Genomic DNA, 16,866 nt, shown 5'->3' with positions numbered 1-16,866 from the left:
AGACACGCCATGACCCACCGCCTCGTCCACCGCCCGGCCCGCTCCACCCGCCCCCCGGCCGCCCCCGCCCAGCACGTCATCGAGCCGCCCCCGAACCTGCCCGAGGGCAAGATGGGCAACGCGGCCACCGCCCTGCTGCCCATGGCGGGCGTCATGGGCTCGGTCGTGATGATGACCGTGATCCGCTCCAGCCGGTTCGCGGCCCTCGGCGCGGTCGTGCTCGTGTTCGCGCTGCTCGGCGCGGTGGCCCTCTTCCTGTCGCAGCGCGGCAAGGCCCAGCGCACCCGGCGTACGCAGCGTGAGCGCTATCTGGAGTACGTGGAGGAGCAGCGCCACGAACTCGGCGGCAGGGAACGGGAAGCCCGTGCCCGGGCCCGCCTCCTGAACCCGCCGCCCTCGGCCCTCTACGACCTCGCCCGGGACCCCGCCCGCCGCTGGGAGCGCCGCCGCGCCGACGCCGACTTCCTGCACGTGCGCGTCGGTACCGGCGACGTTCCCGCGCAGGACGTCGTGATCGGGCAGAACAGCGGGAGCGGCGTGCTGACGCCGCCCGACCCGTTCATGCTGAACGAGGCGCGCGCCTTGCAGGCGCGGTTCACCGTGGCGCCGGACTTCCCCCTGACCGTGCCGCTCGACCGGGCGGGCAACGTCAGCGTCATCGGCGACCGCGACGGCGTGCTGCGCGTGGCCCGCGCGCTGCTCGTGCAGACGGCCGTCACACACGCGCCGGACGACGTGGCGATCGCGCTCGGCGTGCCCGGCGACCGGATCGCCGACTGGGAGTGGGCCAAGTGGCTGCCCCATGTGCTGGATCCGAGCGCGGTACCAGAGGCTCACGACGATCCTGTCGCCGTACGGCGTATCGCTCCCGGTCTCGACGGGGCCGACGGGCTCGCCCGGCTGTGCGCCGCCGACCTGCGCCGCCGCGCCTCGTACGCCGCCGAGGTCCGCCGTGGCCTGTCCGACAAGCGGGCGCTGCTCATGGCGGACCGGATGCTCGTCGTGAGCGACATACACGGCACGACCGCCGTCGAACTGCCGCGTCCGGACGCCGCCGTGGGGCTCGGCGACATGGGCGTCACCGTGCTGCACTTGCTGGCCGAGCAGATCCACGAGCCGGACGAGGTCAGCGTCCGCATCACCGTCGGCGGGGAGGGAGACCAGGTCACCGTCGAGGACCTCCGCGCCCCCGAAGACCGCCGCTCCCAGGGGCTCGCCGACACCGTCAGCGTCCCCGGCGCCGAAGGCCTCGCCCGCCTCCTGGCCCCCCTCCGCCTCACCCCCGAATCCGCCGCCGAAGGCACCCCGGTCTCCGGCCCCGTCGGCTTCCCCGCGCTCCTCGGGGTCGAAAACCCCGCCGACCTGGACATCGGCGGGCTGTGGGCGCCCCGCGGCGAGCGGGACTTCCTGCGGGTGCCGATCGGTCTCGACGACCGGCACGAGCCCGTGCTGCTCGACCTGAAGGAGTCCGCCGAGCTGGGCATGGGCCCGCACGGCCTGTGCGTGGGGGCCACCGGCTCCGGCAAGAGTGAGCTGCTGCGCACGCTCGTCCTCGCCCTGACCGCCACGCACCCGCCCGAGGACCTGGCCATGGTCCTCGTCGACTACAAAGGCGGCGCGACCTTCGCCCCCTTCACCGGCCTGCCGCACGTCGCCGGAGTCATCACCAACCTGGAGAACCAGGCCGACCTCGTCGAGCGCGTCCACACCAGCCTCGCCGGCGAGATCACCCGCCGCCAGCAGGTCCTGAAGGACGCGGGGAACGTCGCCGACATCGGGCACTACGCGGCGCTGCGCGCCAAGGAGCCGGGGCGAGGACTCGAACCTCTGCCGCATCTGTTCGTCGTCATCGACGAGTTCGGCGAACTCATCACCGCCAAGCCGGACTTCATCGACCTCTTCCTGTCCATCGGGCGCATCGGGCGGTCGATCGGCGTGCATCTGCTGCTGGCCAGCCAGCGCATCGAGAGCGGCAAGTTGAAAGGCCTGGAGACCTATCTGTCGTACCGGCTTGGACTGCGTACGTTCTCCGCCGACGAGTCGCGGACCGTTCTCGACACCGTCGACGCCTTCCAGCTGCCGCCGCTGCCCGGCTTCGGCTATCTGAAGGTGGACACGTCCACGTACACGCGCTTCAAGGCCGGGTACGTGTCCGGGGCCCACCACGGGTCTTCGGCGCACGGCCAGGACACCGACGCCGGGCCGCCCGCGTGGACGTATCCGGCCTACAACACGCCGGTACGGGACGACGGCGGGCCGCGCGAGGAGGGCCCGGCGCGTGAGCGCGAGACCGGGCCGACCGTGATGTCCACGATGGTGGACCAACTCGCCACGGCGGCACCGCCCGTACGCCGCATCTGGCTCGCCCCGCTGCCCGGCGCGATCCCCCTCGACGCCGCGGCCGGGCCCCTGCGCGTGTCCGAGCGCGGCCTGCACCTCGCGCGCGGCGACGGCCGGCTGCGGGTGCCCCTCGGCGTCCTGGACGACCCGGCCAAGCAGTGGCAGGGCCTGTGGACCCTCGACCTGAACGTCGCGGGCGGGCACGTCGCCGTCATCGGCGGCCCCCAGTCCGGCAAGACCACGCTGCTGCGCACCCTGACGCTGTCGCTCGCCCTCACCCACACCCCCGCCGAGGTCGCCGTGTACGGCCTCGACCTGGTCGGCGGCGGGCTCACGGCGCTGGTGGGCCTGCCGCACGTCGGGGGCGTGGCGTCCCGGGCCGACCGCGAGCGCCTCGCCCGTACCGTCGCCGAGCTGACCGCGCAGCTCGCCCTGCGCGAGGAACTGTTCCGCGAGCACGGCATCGACTCCCTCGACCAGCTGCGGCGCATGCGTGCCACCGGGCAGCTGCCCGAGCTGGGCTCCACGGACCTGGTGCTGCTCGTCGACGGCTTCGGCGCGCTGCGCGAGGAGTTCGCGGAGCTGGACGACGCGATCGCCGAACTGCTCAAGCGCGGCGGCGGCTACGGCATCCACGTCGTCGCGGGCATGCTCCGCTGGAACGACGTGCGCATCGCCACCCAGTCGATCTTCGGCACCCGGATCGAGCTGCGCCTGAACGACCCCACCGACTCCACGGTCGACCGCAAGCTCGCGGAGACGGTCACGGCGGACACCCCCGGCCGGGCCCTCACCGACGGCAAGCTCTTCGCGCAGACCGCGCTGCCCCGCACCGACGGCGGCACCGGCACGGGCGACCTCGGCACCGCCCTGGAACACGCCGCCCGTACCGTGGCGGCCACCTGGCACGGCGAGCCGGCCGCCCCCGTCCGGGTCCTGCCGCTCGGCCTGCCCGCCGCCCGGCTGCCCTCGCCCGCCGCGGAGCCCGACCTGGTGCCGATCGGCGTCGACCAGGACACCCTCGGCCCCGTCCGCCTCGACCTCTTCGACCGCGACCAGCACCTGCTGATCCTGGGCGACAACGAGTGCGGCAAGACCAACCTGCTGAAACTGATCACCGGGCAGCTCATCGCGCGGTACGGCACCGAGGACCTCGTGTTCGGTGTCTTCGACCCCCGCCGCGGCCTGCGCGGCCACATCCCGGAGCCCTACCGCGGCGGCTACGCCCACAACGCCAAGCTCGCCGCCGCGCTCGCCACCGGCATCGCGGGCGAGCTGGACAAGCGCCTCCCGGACACCGCGGATCCCGACGACCCCGACACCGGCGACCCCGCCTTCACCGGGCCCCGCATCGTCATCCTCGTCGACGACTACGACATCCTCACCACCGCGGGCCAGCAGCCCCTCGCCCCTTTCCTGCCCTACATCTCATCGGCCCAGGACATCGGCCTGCACTTCGTCGTGGCCCGTCGTGTCGCCGGGGCCTCCCGCGCCCTGTACGAGCCCTTCCTCACCGCCCTGCGCGAGACCGGCGCCACGGCACTGCTGATGACAGGCGACCGCGCGGAGGGGCAGCTCTTCCCCGGCGTCCACCCCTCCGCGCAGCCCCCCGGCCGCGGCACCCTCGTCCGCCGCGGCCACCGCCCCCTGCTCATTCAGACGGCCCTGACGCCAGAGGCGTCCGCCGAGGAGAAGCCGTGACCAAGGACGTCATCGCCCTGACGCCCGAGATGCCCGACGCGGCGGCCCTGCTGGCCGGACTCCACGCGGGCGGCCCGGACCTCGGCGTGACCATGAGCGCCGACGACGCGGTGATCCACCTGTGCACGCCGACGGGCCGGCCGCTCGTGTCGGTCGAGGCACCCGTCATCGTCCACACCCGGGGCGAGGCCGAGCGCCTCCTCGGCTCTCACATGACCGTGCCGGAGGTGCCGTTCTGGTGGACCGAGGCCCGCGCCTCGACGGCGGCGCCGGAGGCCGAGGACCTCGCAGGATCGTTCTGCGGCCGCCTCACGCTGCTGCTCGGCGGTACCACCTGGCCTCCGGACGCCGCCACCGTGCGGGTGGTCGACACCCCTGGCGGCGGCGAGGTCACGGCGGCCCCGGCCCCCGAGGGCGCCCTGCCCGCCGTCGACGTCCTCACCGACTCCACGGCCGTCGTCATCCTCGACCGGCCCGTCATCGGCCTGAGCACATGGCTCTCCGACGTCCTGCGCACCACCGTCACCTCCGGCCGCGCCCTGCACATCGTCACGCCGCCGCACGCCCGCCTGAGCCTCCCCCTGCGCACGGCCCTCACAGGACCGCCGAACCGCTGGGTCGTCCAGGACCCCGACCACGGCTACTACGACGGCCTCACCGGGGCCGTGCTGCGCTGGCAGGACGGCACCTTCGCGCCCGCCCTCGACCAGGGCGGCGAGGCCACCGTGGCGGAGGCCTTCGCCCCGCCCGGGCCCACCGCCGAGCGGCAGCTCACCGTCTCCTTCCGCACCCGGCACGCGCCGGACCGCGACCTCGTCCTGGGCCAGGGCCTCGAAACCGCCTGGCAGCACCTCACCGGCACCGCCCCCGCGGGGTGGGGCACCGCCGAGCCCGTCAACCTGCCCTGGTCACCGCGGCAGTTGACCGCCCTCGCCCGCGACCGCGCCCCGGAACCCAGCCATCTGCTCGCGGTCGGTCACCCGGACCGCCCCGCGCTCGCCACCCTCCGCGTCCAGCGCACCCGGACCGGCGTCGCCCAGGAGGTCACCCTCGACCTCGGCCTCCCCGCCGGTGAGCCCACGCCTCTCGACGTGATCGAGCCGCTCGCCGAGGCCCTCGTGGCGCGGCACGGCCTGTGCACCATGCTCGTCACGCTGCGCCCCGCCCGCGCCGACCTCACGGTCGCCGCGCGTCTCGCGCACCCGCCCGTGCCCGTCTCCTTCACCCTCGGCGCCGCCGACGTCCGCGCCGTCGGTCTCGCGCACGCCCGCCGCCCCCCGCTGCCGCACCGGCCGGTCCCGCTCGGCCCCGCATCCGGGCCCGCGCTCCACTACCGCTTCGGCGACGGTACGGATCCCGCCGCCTGGGACCGCGTCGACCAGCTCACCCGGCACCTCTCGGTGGCGCGTACGTAATTCCGGGCGGGTCGGGCCCGCGCTTGAGAGCATCGGATCATGAGCACCTCCCGTGACAGCACGCCCACCGGACCCCGCACGTTCGACGACCTCGTCGCCGAGGCCGAAGCCGCCCCTACGGCGGGCTGGGACTTCTCCTGGTTCGAGGGCCGGGCCACCGAGGCGCGGCCCTCGTGGGGATACGCGCGGGCCATGGGGGAGCGGCTGGGGGCGGCGTCGGCCGCGCTCGACGTGCAGACCGGGGGCGGTGAGGTGCTGGCGGCCGCGCCCTCGCTGCCCCCGGTCACCGTCGCCACGGAGGGCTGGCCGCCGAACGTGGCGAAGGCGACGGCGCTGCTCCACCCGCGCGGCGCGGTCGTCGTGGCCTCGGCCGAGGACGCGCCGCTGCCGTTCGCGGACGGCGCCTTCGACCTCGTCACCAGCCGGCACCCGGTCACGCCGCACTTCGCCGAGATCGCGCGGGTGCTGCGGCCCGGCGGGACGTACTTCGCCCAGCACGTGGGCCCGAGCAGCGTGTTCGAGCTGGTCGAGTACTTCCTGGGGGAGCAGCCCGACGCGGTCAGGAAGGCCCGCGACCCCGAGGACGAGCGGGCCGCGGCCGAGGCCGCGGGGCTCGACGTGGTGTCGCTGCGCGCCGAGCGGTTGCGGATGGAGTTCTTCGACGTCGGGGCCGTCGTCCACTTCCTGCGGAAGGTGGTGTGGATGGTGCCGGGCTTCACCGTCGACGCGTACCGGCCGCGGCTGCGCGAGCTGCACGAGCAGATCCGGGCGGAAGGGCCGTTCGTGGCCCACAGCACCCGGCACCTGTTCGACGCGCGCAAGCGCTGAGCGCTGCTTCGGCGGTACTGTCGATCCGGTAAGTGAGCGGCCGTTCATCCACGCGGACGAGGAGTTGGCACATGGCGAAGGGCAAGGGGCCGTACGTGTGCGGTCTGGACGCGGCCGTGGACGTCGTCGGCGGCAAGTGGAAGCCCCTGATCCTGTGGGCGCTGCACGCGGGCGGCACCCTGCGGTTCGGCGAGCTGCGGCGGCACGTCCCCGGGGTCAGCGAGAAGATGCTGATCCAGCAGCTGCGGGAGATGGAGACGGACGGCATCGTGCATCGCGAGGTCTACCGCGAGGTGCCGCCCAAGGTGGAGTACTCCCTCACCGATCTCGGCCAGTCGCTGAACCGGGCCCTGGGGCCGCTCGGGCAGTGGGGCGACGAGAACATGGAGCGCCTGGTGGCCAACCAGGAGGCCAAGGTCGCGGCGGTCGCACGCGGCGCCTGAGAGCCAGTAACCGGAAGGCCGGTACGCGGAAGGCCGGTACGCGGAAGGCCGGTACGCGGAACACCGGTGCCCGGCCCGTCAATTCGGGCAATTCGGGGCGACTTCGTCATGAGGTGGCCGCCGATTCAACATCGTTATCGATTGTTGCGCACACGGGCTCGATTCGGCCGCTGAACTCACGTAAGTTCAGACCAACGGTAATTCGCGGGCGCAAAGCTGCGCGGGGCGGTGCCGCGCAGTGGAGGGGGCTGCGCGGCCTCGTGCACGCCCCTGCCGGGCGCGAGCGCCGCAGCGTACTCCTAGGCGCCGCCGCGGTCCGCCCCGTCCAGGTCCACCACCAGGCGCACGCCCCCGCGGATCCCCCACCCCGCCATCGCGCCGGCCTCCGCCTCCACGACCCGCCGGGCCCGGAGCCGGGGCAGGCCCACCCGGCCCGGCCGCATCGTCCGCACCACGAGGACACGGGACCGCCGGTCCAGGTAGGCCACGTCCACGGCGAACCGCATCCCCAGGGTGTGCACGGCACTCGTACGCGGAAGCAGCAGGGCACCCCGGACGCCGTCGCGGCCGAGCAGCCCGCGCCGCCGCGCGCGGGGCGAGTCCGCCACCTCCAGGGGCACCACCACCGGGCCCCCGGGCCCCGCCACCGTCAACGTCGCCATGGCGCGACGCTAGCGCCCGCCGCGTCAAGCGCGCGCCCCGCCTCCGCATCACCCTTCGGAGCTACCGGCTCCGGCGGCCGGAACGCGCCGCGGGGGCCGGAATCCGGTGGGGGGCGGGGGCCAGGCAGTCGCCGGGCGGTCTCGGAGAGTAGTTGTGGCACGCCGATGCACCGCGAAGCACTTACGAAGGGTTATGGTGGAAACCCCCCCTCGGGCCGGTCCGTCTCCCCCCCCACGGACCGGCCCGTTTCTTTTGGCCGCGCCGCGACCGACGGCTCAGCGCCGCCCGGCCCAGATGTTCGTCCCCGGCGTCGACACCGCGAAGGCGTCGATCTCGGCGAGGTCCGCGTCCGTGAGCTTGGGCCCGGACAGGGCCGCCACGTTCTCCTCCAGCTGCCGCACGCTGGACGCGCCGATGAGCGCCGACGTCATGCGCTCGTCCCTGAGCACCCAGTTCAGCGCCAGTTGCGCGAGCGACTGACCCCTCCGCGACGCGATGTCGTTCAGGCCATTGAGACGGCGTACGACTTCGTCGCTGAGGAGGCCGGGGTCCAGCGACTTGCCCTGGGTCGCGCGCGAGCCCTCGGGGATGCCCTTCAGGTACTTGTCGGTCAGCAGGCCCTGCGCGAGCGGGACGAAGGAGATGCAGCCCATGCCCTCCGCCTCCAGGGTGTCGAGGAGGCCGTCGTCCTCGGTCCAGCGGTTGATCATCGAGTACGAGGGCTGGTGGATGAGGGGACGCACCCCCATCTCGCGCAGCAGCCGCGCGGCCTGTGCGGTCTGCTCGCTGTTGTACGAGGACACGCCGACGTACAGCGCCTTGCCCTGCTGGACCGCGGACGCGAGCGCGCCCATGGTCTCCTCCAGCGGGGTGTCCGGGTCGAAGCGGTGCGAGTAGAAGACGTCGACGTAGTCCAGGCCCATCCGCGCGAGCGAGGCGTCGAGCGACGAAAGCAGGTACTTGCGCGAGCCCCACTCGCCGTACGGGCCCGGGTGCATGAGGTAGCCCGCCTTGGTCGAGACGATCAGCTCGTCCCGGTGGGAGGCGAAGTCCTGCGCGAAGAGCTTGCCGAAGTTCAGCTCCGCGCTGCCGGGCGGCGGGCCGTAGTTGTTCGCCAGGTCGAAGTGCGTGACGCCCAGGTCGAAGGCGCGGCGCAGGATCGCGCGCTGGGAGTCGAGGGCGCGGTCGTCGCCGAAGTTGTGCCAGAGGCCGAGGGAGACGGCTGGCAGCTTCAGGCCGCTCCTGCCGGTGCGGCGGTACTCCATCGAGTCGTAGCGGGTGGGGGCGGCTCGGTAGGGGGAGACGTCGTTCATGAAACGAAGCTACGCCACTGCGTTTGGCTTGGGCGGGTTGTGTCGGCCTGCGGCCTCGTCCTCAATCGCCGGACGGGCTCGGTGTCGGCCTGCGGCCTCGTCCTCAATCGCCGGACGGGCTTGATCTGTGGCCTGCGGTTTCGTCCTCAGGTGCCGGACGGGCTTGGTGTCGGCCTGTGGCCTCGTCCTCAAGCGCCGGACGGGCTTGATCTCGGCCTGCGGCCTCGTCCTCAGGTGCCGGACGGGCTTGGTGTCGGCCTGTGGCCTCGTCCTCAAGCGCCGGACGGGCTTGATCTGTGGCCTGCGGTTTCGTCCTCAGGTGCCGGACGGGCTCGTGGGGCTCAACCTCCGTCGTTGGGGCCCGGTTTCTGGGGTCGGGGTGGTACCCGGGCCGGGGGAGCGGTCGCGCAGCGGTACCCTTTCGGCTTCGGGGGCTGCCGTCGGGCCCCAGGACCCCCCGGCCGGTCGGCCCCCGGGGCAGCGGCCGATTTTCGTGAGAGGTGGAATCTCGTGAGCTTGCGCGACCTGGTGTACCGGCTGTACGCACACCGGGTGGAGGGCCGCCTCGACCACGCGCAGGTGCCCAAGCACATCGGCGTCATCCTCGACGGCAACCGCCGCTGGGCGAAGGCCTCCGGCGGCACCACCGCGCAGGGCCACCAGGCGGGCGCGTACAAGATCGAGGAGTTCCTCGGCTGGTGCGCGGAGACCGACGTCGAGGTCGTCACGCTGTGGATGCTCTCCACGGACAACCTCGACCGCCCCGACGAAGAGCTGGTCCCGCTCGTCGGCATCATCGAGGAGACGGTCCGCAGCCTCGCGGCCGACGGCCGCTGGCGCGTGCACCACGTGGGCACCCTCGACCTGCTCCCCGGCCGCACCCAGCGGGTCCTGAAGGAGGCCGAACAGGCCACCGACACCAACAAGGGCATACTCGTCAACGTCGCCGTCGGCTACGGCGGCCGCCAGGAGATCGCCGACGCGGTCCGCTCCCTCCTCCTCGACCACGCCGAGCGCGGCACCTCCATCGAGGACATCGCCGACAGCGTCGACGTCGAGCAGATCTCCAAGCACCTCTACACCAGCGGCCAGCCGGACCCCGACCTGGTGATCCGGACGAGTGGTGAGCAGCGCCTGTCCGGGTTCATGCTCTGGCAGTCCGCTCACTCCGAGTACTACTTCTGCGAAGTCTTCTGGCCGGCGTTCCGGAAGGTGGACTTCCTGCGTGCGCTGCGCGACTACGCCGCGCGCCACCGCCGTTACGGTGGATGACGTGCCGTGACGGCCCGGCGGCCTGAGGACCCGGTAACCAGGAGTTAACCAACGCGCCGTCATATGCCATGGCATGGCTGCGCTTGTTCGAGGGAATAAGCCCTCCAGGTCGGCGTCCGATTCACGGGCGCCGTATCTCAGCGGACGGCACGGGGCCGTCCGCCCGGGAGGCCCTTTGCGCAAGGACGACCGCGCGGTGAGCGCGGACGACACGGAGGGCCGGTGCCCGGCCCGCGCATGGGGGCCGCACACCGGCCCAGTTCCCTCCGTCGCTCCCCGACCTCATCCGAGGGGGTACGTCCTTCCGTGGTGACCAGCACGAAGCGCCAGCAAGGCCGGCGCACCTATGTTCTCGACACCAGCGTCCTGCTCGCCGACCCGAACGCGCTCGCGCGTTTCGACGAGCACGAAGTGGTGCTGCCGATCGTCGTAGTGACGGAGCTAGAGGCCAAGCGCCACCATCCCGAACTCGGCTACTTCGCCCGGCAGGCCCTGCGCCTGCTCGACGACTTCCGCGTCAGGTACGGGCGCCTGGACGCGCCCATCCCGATCGGCAGCCTGGACGGGACGCTGCGCGTCGAGCTGAACCACTCCGACCCCGGGGTGCTCCCGGCCGGCTACCGCCTGGGCGACAACGACTCGCGGATCCTCGCCGTGGCCCGCAACCTCCAGGCCGAGGGGTACGACGTCACCGTCGTCTCGAAGGACCTGCCGCTGCGGATCAAGGCGTCCTCCGTCGGCCTCCTCGCCGAGGAGTACCGCGCGGAGCTGGCCATCACGGACTCCTCCGGCTGGACCGGCATGTCCGAACTGACCCTCTCCGGCGAGCAGGTCGACCTCCTCTACGAAACGGAGACGCTGTACGTCCCCGAGGCGTCCGAGCTGCCCGTGCACACCGGCCTGACCATCCAGTCCGAGCGCGGCAAGGCCCTCGGCCGGGTCACGGCCGAGGGCAACGTCCGGCTCGTCCGCGGCGACCGCGAGGCCTTCGGCCTCAAGGGCCGCAGCGCCGAGCAGCGCGTCGCGCTCGACCTGCTCCTCGACCCGGACGTCGGCATCGTCTCCATGGGCGGCCGCGCGGGCACCGGAAAGTCGGCGCTCGCCCTGTGCGCGGGCCTGGAAGCCGTCCTGGAGCGGCGCCAGCACCAGAAGGTGATGGTCTTCCGGCCGCTGTACGCGGTGGGCGGGCAGGAGCTGGGCTATCTGCCCGGCACCGAGGCCGAGAAGATGGGGCCCTGGGCGCAGGCCGTCTTCGACACGCTCGGCTCGGTCGCGAGCAAGGAGGTCATCGAGGAGGTGTCGGCGCGGGGCATGCTGGAGGTCCTGCCGCTCACGCACATCCGGGGCCGCTCCCTCCACGACGCCTTCGTCATCGTGGACGAGGCCCAGTCCCTGGAGCGGAACGTCCTGCTGACGGTCCTGTCCCGGATCGGCGCCAACTCACGCGTCGTCCTGACCCACGACGTCGCCCAGCGCGACAACCTCCGGGTCGGGCGGTACGACGGAGTGGTCGCCGTCATCGAGAAGCTGAAGGGGCATCCGCTCTTCGCCCACGTGACGCTCACGCGCTCGGAGCGCTCCCAGATCGCGGCCCTGGTGACGGAGATGCTGGAGGACAGCCAGGTCTGACCGTTTCGCCCGAAGCGCGAAAATCCTCCGTTCCGCAAGGAACGGGGGATTTTCGCGGTTCAGGACTGAGTTGGGGTCAATCACCCCTGGTGCGGCCGGGCTTGGCCGCGACCGGTGAAGCGAGAGAGCCTAGTGTGGCCTCGGCCCCGAGCGTCTGTGTTTCCGTAAAACTGCTGGGACAAACGGGATGTGAGCTTTCACACGCAACTCGGAATTGCCTCCCGGCGTCTCGCTACGGCAGAGTCTGGGTCCTGTCAGGCCCCGCATACGGCACTCCTGTACCCCCAGCGGTACGGAACAACAGAACTTCATAGTGGTCGCCGTATGCCGCCCGAAGCACCACGCGTCGCTCCCGCCACGGGAGTTGTCCACCGGGCCCGCGCCTCCCGTGACCGATCAGCAAGCGGAGGCCAGCGTCAGGGGCACGATTGCGTCCGCGAGGTCACCTATGCGGGCGATGCTGGAAGGAAACCGTGTGAGCCGGATCTCGGTCCGGGGATTCGCGGTGGCGTCGGCCACCGCGGTCACCACCGTCGGCGCCGTCGTGGGCGTTGCCTCGGGCAACACCCAGTCCTCGAACTCGAACGACATCGAGGCGACGGCCAGCGACTCGACTCTCCTCGCAGACATCCCGGCGGGCGAGCAGGCCCAGGTGCAGACCACTTCGGTGGCGCAGCAGGCCGACGCCCAGGCGATGGCCGCCGACTCGGCCGCGAAGAAGTCCGCCGCTGAGGCCGCCCGCGTCCAGGCCGCCAAGAACGCCGTCGCGAAGCAGGCGGCCGCGAAGCAGGCGGAAGCGGACAAGAAGGCCGCCGCGAAGAAAGCCGCGGAGAAGAAGAAGCAGGACGAGAAGGAGCGCCTGGAGAACAAGGCGAGCCGCTCCTCCTCGCGCGACGCCTCCGACTTCGCCCCGCAGAGCTCCTACACGGTGGCCCAGGTCCAGGCGATGGCCCGGCAGATGGTCCCCGCGGGCCAGTTCCAGTGCTTCAGCAACATCGTGAACCACGAGTCCACGTGGAACTACCGCGCCACCAACGCCTCCTCCGGCGCCTACGGCCTCGTCCAGGCGCTGCCCGGCTCCAAGATGTCCTCGGCGGGTGCCGACTGGCGCACCAACCCGGCCACGCAGATCAAGTGGGGCCTCAACTACATGAACGACCGCTACGGCAGCCCGTGCGGTGCCTGGAGCTTCTGGCAGGCGAACAACTGGTACTGAGCGATCACGCTCAACCACGCGCAGCCCCTCATCGTCACTACGGTGGGGGGCTTCGCCATGTACGGTCGGTTCGAACGCCCCAGCGGAAAGACCGGGGCTTCCGGTGGGGAAAGACGGGGGGAAGAGGACGGATCATGTCGCGAGTTCCAGGGTGGCGCCGACGCGTCGGCGCGGGCCTGACCAGGCTGGGCGAGCGCCTGGACAACGGCCGCGCCCAGAGGGGCCCGGACACCCCCGGTCCCGAGCCGGCCGGAGCACCCGAACCCGAGCCCGCACCCGCCCCCGTGCCCGGACCCGAGCCCGTTGAGGACACCGCGCCCGACGGCACGCACGCGCGCGCCGATGAGCCCGCGCCCGGCACACGGCCCACCGAGGACGGCGCCCCCACCGGGGAGCACGCCCCGGCGGGCCCCAAGCTGTCGCTGCGCAAGCGGTACGCCGACATGGTGCGGCACGCCGCCGACGTGCGCGCCGAGGCCGAAGGCCGGTCCCTGGGCGACGATCCGGCCGAAGCGGACGAGGCCGTGACCGCGGACCAGGTGCCCGCGCCGCCCGCCTACGCCCCCGCCATAGCGGCCCGGCCCGACCCCGTGGCCGCCGTGCCGTGGGGCATGCGGGTCGCCGCCGAGGCCGGGTGGCGGCTGCTCGTGCTCGCGGGCACGGTCTGGGTCCTGATGAAGGTCATCAGCGCGGTTCAGCTCGTCGTGTTCGCGTTCGTCGCCGCGCTGCTCATCACGGCGCTGCTCCAGCCGACCGTGGCCCGGCTCAGCAGGCTCGGCCTGCCGCGCGGGCTCGCCACGATGGTCACCGCCGTACTCGGCTTCGTGATCATGGGTCTTGTGGGCTGGTTCGTGGTCTGGCAGGTCATGGAGAACGTCGACACGCTCTCCAGCCAGATCCAGGACGGCATCGAGGACCTGCGCAAGTGGCTGCTCAACAGCCCCTTCCACGTCACCGAGGACCAGATCAACGACATCGCGAAGAGCCTGCGCGAGGCGGTGGGCGCCAACTCCGAGGAGATCACCTCCGCGAGCCTCGAAGGCGTCACCGTCATCATGGAGGCCCTCACCGGCATCCTCCTCGCGGTGTTCTCCACGCTTTTTTTGCTGTACGACGGGCCGCGCATCTGGAAATGGTTCCTCAGGCTCGTGCCCGCCGCGGCCCGGCCCGGCGTCGCGGGGGCGGGGCCGCAGGCGTGGCGGACGCTCACCGCGTATGTGCGGGGCACGGTGATAGTGGCCCTCATCGACGCGGTCTTCATCGGCCTCGGGATCTACTTCCTGGGCGTGCCCATGGCCGTGCCGCTGGCCGTCTTCATCTTCCTGTTCGCGTTCATCCCGCTGGTGGGCGCGGTGGTCTCCGGCGCGCTCGCGGTCGTCGTCGCACTGGTCACGCAGGGCGTGTTCACGGCCGTGATGTCGCTCGTGGTGGTCCTCGCGGTGCAGCAGATCGAGGGGCACATCCTCCAGCCCTTCATCCTCGGCCGCGCGGTGCGGGTGCATCCGCTGGCCGTGGTGCTCTCCGTGGCCGCCGGTGGTGTGGTGGCCGGGATCGGGGGAGCGGTCGTGGCGGTGCCGCTCGTCGCCGTGACGAACACGGTGGTCGGGCACTTGCGTGCCTACTCCCGGGAGCTGGCCCTGCGCCAGGCCGAAGCGGTGGCGGACACCGCCCCTGCGCCGGAGCAGGTGGCTTCCCCGCCCGCCCGCCCCTCCTCCGGCTGACGGCCGTCCCGGGCCGTCGGTCGTCCGCTGGTCCGTCGTGGCTGGTCGCGCAGTTCCCCGCGCCCCTACGGGGCGCTCCCGTACGCCGAAGGGCCCCACTCGTGGGATGCGAGTGGGGCCCTTCGGGGTTGTGCGGGGAAGCGCGGCCGCTAGGCCAGGTGCGCCTCGGACTCCAGCGTGACGCCGACGGCCTGGATCACGGACGCGATCTTGAAGGCCTCCTGGATCGTCTCGCGGTCCACACCGGCCTTGCGCAGCACCTGCTCGTGCGAGTCGAGGCACATGCCGCAGCCGTTGATCGCGGAGACCGCGAGCGACCACAGCTCGAAGTCGACCTTCTCGACGCCCGGGTTGCCGATGACGTTCATCCGCAGGCCCGCGCGCAGCGTCCCGTACTCCTGGTCGGAGAGCAGGTGGCGCGTGCGGTAGAAGACGTTGTTCATCGCCATGATGGCGGCCGCGGACTTGGCCGCGGTGTACGCCTCAGGGGAGAGGTTCGCCTTCGCCTCGGGCTCCAGCTCACGCAGCACCTGCGCGGAGCGCGAGGCGATGGCGCAGGCGAGCACCGTGCCCCAGAGCTGCTGCTTGGGCAGTTCGGAGTTGCCGATGACCGAGCCGAGGTTCAGCTTCAGGTCCTTGGCGTAGTCCGGGACGGCGGCCTTCAGCTCATCGAGGGCCATGGTCACTCACCGGCCAGCAGCGCGACCGGGTCCAGGGTGTCCTCGCCCTTGCTCCAGTTGCAGGGGCACAGCTCGTCCGTCTGGAGAGCGTCGAGGACCCGCAGGACCTCCTTGGGGTTACGGCCGACGGAGCCGGCGGTCACCATCGTGAACTGGATCTCGTTGTTCTGGTCGACGATGAAGACGGCGCGCTGCGCGAAGCCGTCCTCGCCCTCGATGCCGAGCGCGCGCATCAGCTCGTGCTTGGAGTCGGCCAGCATCGGGAAGGGCAGGTCGGTCAGGTCCGGGTGGTCCTTGCGCCAGGCGTGGTGCACGAACTCGGAGTCGCCGGAGAAGCCGAGGACCTGGGCGTCACGGTCGGCGAACTCGTCGTTCAGCTTGCCGAAGGCGGCGATCTCGGTCGGGCACACGAAGGTGAAGTCCTTGGGCCACGCGAAGACGATCTTCCACTTGCCCTCGTAGGTCTTGTGGTTGATCTGCTCGAACTCCTTGCCCTTCTCCAGCGAGACACAGGCAGTCAGGTCGAACTCGGGGAACTTGTCACCGACAGTGAGCACGCGCTCTCCTTGCAGCGGAGGAAACCCTGGTCGAGAGTCTCCAAAGGGGTTGGACTCCAGTGATCGTGGCACAGGGTGCATTGATTAGGGAAATAGCTACACTGGGTCGCGTTGATTGGAGGTAGCTATCAGTGGCCGCCGTAAATAGGGGCAAGCAGCCCAGTCTGGCGCAGCTGCGCGCCTTCGCCGCCGTCGCCGAGCATCTGCATTTCCGGGACGCCGCCGCGGCGATCGGGATGAGCCAGCCCGCGCTGTCCGGGGCCGTCTCCGCCCTGGAGGAGGCGCTGGGTGTCCAGCTCCTGGAACGCACCACCCGCAAGGTACTGCTCTCCCCGGCCGGGGAGCGGCTCGCCGTGCGCGCCAAGGCGGTCCTCGGCGAGGTCGAGGCGCTCCTGGAGGAGGCGGACGCCGTGAAGGCGCCGTTCACGGGCGCGCTCCGGCTCGGCGTGATCCCGACCGTGGCGCCGTACCTGCTGCCGACCGTGCTCGCCCTCGTCCACGAGAGGTATCCGCACCTGGACCTCCAGGTGCACGAGGAGCAGACGTCCTCGCTGCTCGAAGGCCTGGCCGCGGGGCGGCTCGACCTGCTGCTCCTCGCGGTGCCGCTCGGGGTGCAGGGCGTCACCGAACTGCCCCTGTTCGACGAGGACTTCGTCCTGGTCACCCCGCTGGACCACTGGCTGGGCGGCCGCGAGGGGATCCCGCGTGAGGCGCTGCGGGAGCTGAACCTGCTGCTCCTCGACGAGGGCCACTGCCTGCGGGACCAGGCCCTGGACATCTGCCGCGAGGCGGGCCGCGCCGACGCGCCGGTCACCACGACCGCGGCCGGGCTCTCCACCCTGGTGCAGCTCGTGGCCGGCGGGCTCGGCGTGACGCTCCTGCCGCGGACCGCCGTGCGCGTCGAGACCAGCCGCAGCAGCCAGTTGCTCACCGGGTACTTCGCCGATCCCGCGCCCACGCGGCGGGTCGCGTTCGCGATGCGTTCGGGGGCGGCCCGGGCCGCGGAGTACGAGGAGCTGGCCGAGGCGCTGCGGGGGGCTTTGCGGCCGCTGCCCGTGCGAGTGCTCTGAGCGGTCATGGCGAAGTCC

Annotated in this window: 13 protein-coding genes; 9 read left to right on the top strand and 4 right to left on the bottom strand. The window is 72.1% G+C overall.

The annotated features are described in order from the left end of the window. The first annotated feature begins 9 nt into the window (after positions 1 to 9). From eccCa to AC07GB_RS28760, 4 genes are all read left to right on the top strand, one after another. Positions 10 to 4,041 carry a type VII secretion protein EccCa gene (gene eccCa, locus AC07GB_RS28775; RefSeq protein ID WP_478850434.1) on the top strand — a complete coding sequence of 1,344 codons (4,032 nt, stop codon included), beginning with the start codon at positions 10 to 12 and terminating at the stop codon, positions 4,039 to 4,041. Further along, positions 4,038 to 5,456, top strand: coding sequence for a DUF6177 family protein (locus tag AC07GB_RS28770; RefSeq protein WP_478850432.1), 1,419 nt, complete (start codon positions 4,038 to 4,040; stop codon positions 5,454 to 5,456). Before eccCa ends, AC07GB_RS28770 begins: the two co-directional genes overlap by 4 nt. Positions 5,457 to 5,495: 39 nt before the next feature. After that, positions 5,496 to 6,284 carry a class I SAM-dependent methyltransferase gene (locus AC07GB_RS28765; RefSeq protein ID WP_478850430.1) on the top strand — a complete coding sequence of 263 codons (789 nt, stop codon included), beginning with the start codon at positions 5,496 to 5,498 and terminating at the stop codon, positions 6,282 to 6,284. A gap of 71 nt (positions 6,285 to 6,355) precedes the next feature. Then, a complete protein-coding gene (locus AC07GB_RS28760; RefSeq protein WP_478850429.1) occupies positions 6,356 to 6,727 on the top strand; it encodes a winged helix-turn-helix transcriptional regulator in 372 nt (123 codons plus the stop codon). 299 nt (positions 6,728 to 7,026) lie between these two features. On the opposite strand, the gene AC07GB_RS28755 is transcribed toward AC07GB_RS28760, so the two are convergent. Together AC07GB_RS28755 and mgrA are read right to left on the bottom strand one after the other, a co-directional pair. Beyond that, positions 7,027 to 7,389, bottom strand: a complete 363-nt coding sequence (locus tag AC07GB_RS28755) for a DUF192 domain-containing protein (protein ID WP_478850427.1) — start codon at positions 7,387 to 7,389, stop codon at positions 7,027 to 7,029. A gap of 276 nt (positions 7,390 to 7,665) precedes the next feature. After that, the gene (gene mgrA / locus AC07GB_RS28750) at positions 7,666 to 8,703 is read right to left on the bottom strand and encodes an L-glyceraldehyde 3-phosphate reductase (protein ID WP_478850425.1); all 1,038 of its coding nucleotides are present in this window, start codon (positions 8,701 to 8,703) and stop codon (positions 7,666 to 7,668) included. 510 nt (positions 8,704 to 9,213) lie between these two features. Between mgrA and AC07GB_RS28745 the strand changes: the two genes are divergently transcribed. The 4 genes from AC07GB_RS28745 (at position 9,214) to AC07GB_RS28730 (ending at position 14,541) form a co-directional block, all read left to right on the top strand. Then, positions 9,214 to 9,975 carry an isoprenyl transferase gene (locus AC07GB_RS28745; protein WP_478850423.1) on the top strand — a complete coding sequence of 254 codons (762 nt, stop codon included), beginning with the start codon at positions 9,214 to 9,216 and terminating at the stop codon, positions 9,973 to 9,975. A gap of 306 nt (positions 9,976 to 10,281) precedes the next feature. Next, positions 10,282 to 11,604: a PhoH family protein gene (locus AC07GB_RS28740; RefSeq protein WP_478850421.1), complete on the top strand. Its 1,323-nt coding sequence runs from the start codon at positions 10,282 to 10,284 to the stop codon at positions 11,602 to 11,604. Positions 11,605 to 12,079: 475 nt separating this feature from the next. Next, a complete protein-coding gene (locus AC07GB_RS28735; protein WP_478850419.1) occupies positions 12,080 to 12,820 on the top strand; it encodes an aggregation-promoting factor C-terminal-like domain-containing protein in 741 nt (246 codons plus the stop codon). 134 nt (positions 12,821 to 12,954) lie between these two features. Beyond that, the gene (locus AC07GB_RS28730) at positions 12,955 to 14,541 is read left to right on the top strand and encodes an AI-2E family transporter (RefSeq protein WP_478850417.1); all 1,587 of its coding nucleotides are present in this window, start codon (positions 12,955 to 12,957) and stop codon (positions 14,539 to 14,541) included. A 149-nt stretch (positions 14,542 to 14,690) separates the two neighbouring features. Here the strand turns inward: AC07GB_RS28730 and AC07GB_RS28725 are convergent, their stop codons facing one another. Further along, positions 14,691 to 15,221, bottom strand: coding sequence for an alkyl hydroperoxide reductase (locus AC07GB_RS28725; protein WP_478850415.1), 531 nt, complete (start codon positions 15,219 to 15,221; stop codon positions 14,691 to 14,693). 2 nt (positions 15,222 to 15,223) lie between these two features. Then, the gene (locus tag AC07GB_RS28720; protein ID WP_018536446.1) at positions 15,224 to 15,778 is read right to left on the bottom strand and encodes a peroxiredoxin; all 555 of its coding nucleotides are present in this window, start codon (positions 15,776 to 15,778) and stop codon (positions 15,224 to 15,226) included. Between the two features lie 131 nt (positions 15,779 to 15,909). Here AC07GB_RS28720 and AC07GB_RS28715 point away from each other — a divergent pair, with 131 nt between their 5' ends. Beyond that, on the top strand, positions 15,910 to 16,848 hold the full coding sequence (locus AC07GB_RS28715; protein ID WP_478850413.1) for a LysR substrate-binding domain-containing protein: 939 nt from the start codon (positions 15,910 to 15,912) through the stop codon (positions 16,846 to 16,848). Positions 16,849 to 16,866 lie beyond the last annotated feature (18 nt).

The organism is Streptomyces sp. NPDC045778 (assembly GCF_056431945.1).
This window is presented reverse-complemented; position numbering and strand designations above follow the sequence as displayed.

Coding starts and splice junctions, on each gene's coding strand:
- eccCa (WP_478850434.1), top strand. CDS start 10: ATGACCCACCGCCTCGTCCACCGCCCGGCCCGCTCCACCCGCCCCCCG.
- AC07GB_RS28765 (WP_478850430.1), top strand. CDS start 5,496: ATGAGCACCTCCCGTGACAGCACGCCCACCGGACCCCGCACGTTCGAC.
- AC07GB_RS28760 (WP_478850429.1), top strand. CDS start 6,356: ATGGCGAAGGGCAAGGGGCCGTACGTGTGCGGTCTGGACGCGGCCGTG.
- AC07GB_RS28755 (WP_478850427.1), bottom strand. CDS start 7,389: ATGGCGACGTTGACGGTGGCGGGGCCCGGGGGCCCGGTGGTGGTGCCC.
- mgrA (WP_478850425.1), bottom strand. CDS start 8,703: ATGAACGACGTCTCCCCCTACCGAGCCGCCCCCACCCGCTACGACTCG.
- AC07GB_RS28730 (WP_478850417.1), top strand. CDS start 12,955: ATGTCGCGAGTTCCAGGGTGGCGCCGACGCGTCGGCGCGGGCCTGACC.
- AC07GB_RS28725 (WP_478850415.1), bottom strand. CDS start 15,221: ATGGCCCTCGATGAGCTGAAGGCCGCCGTCCCGGACTACGCCAAGGAC.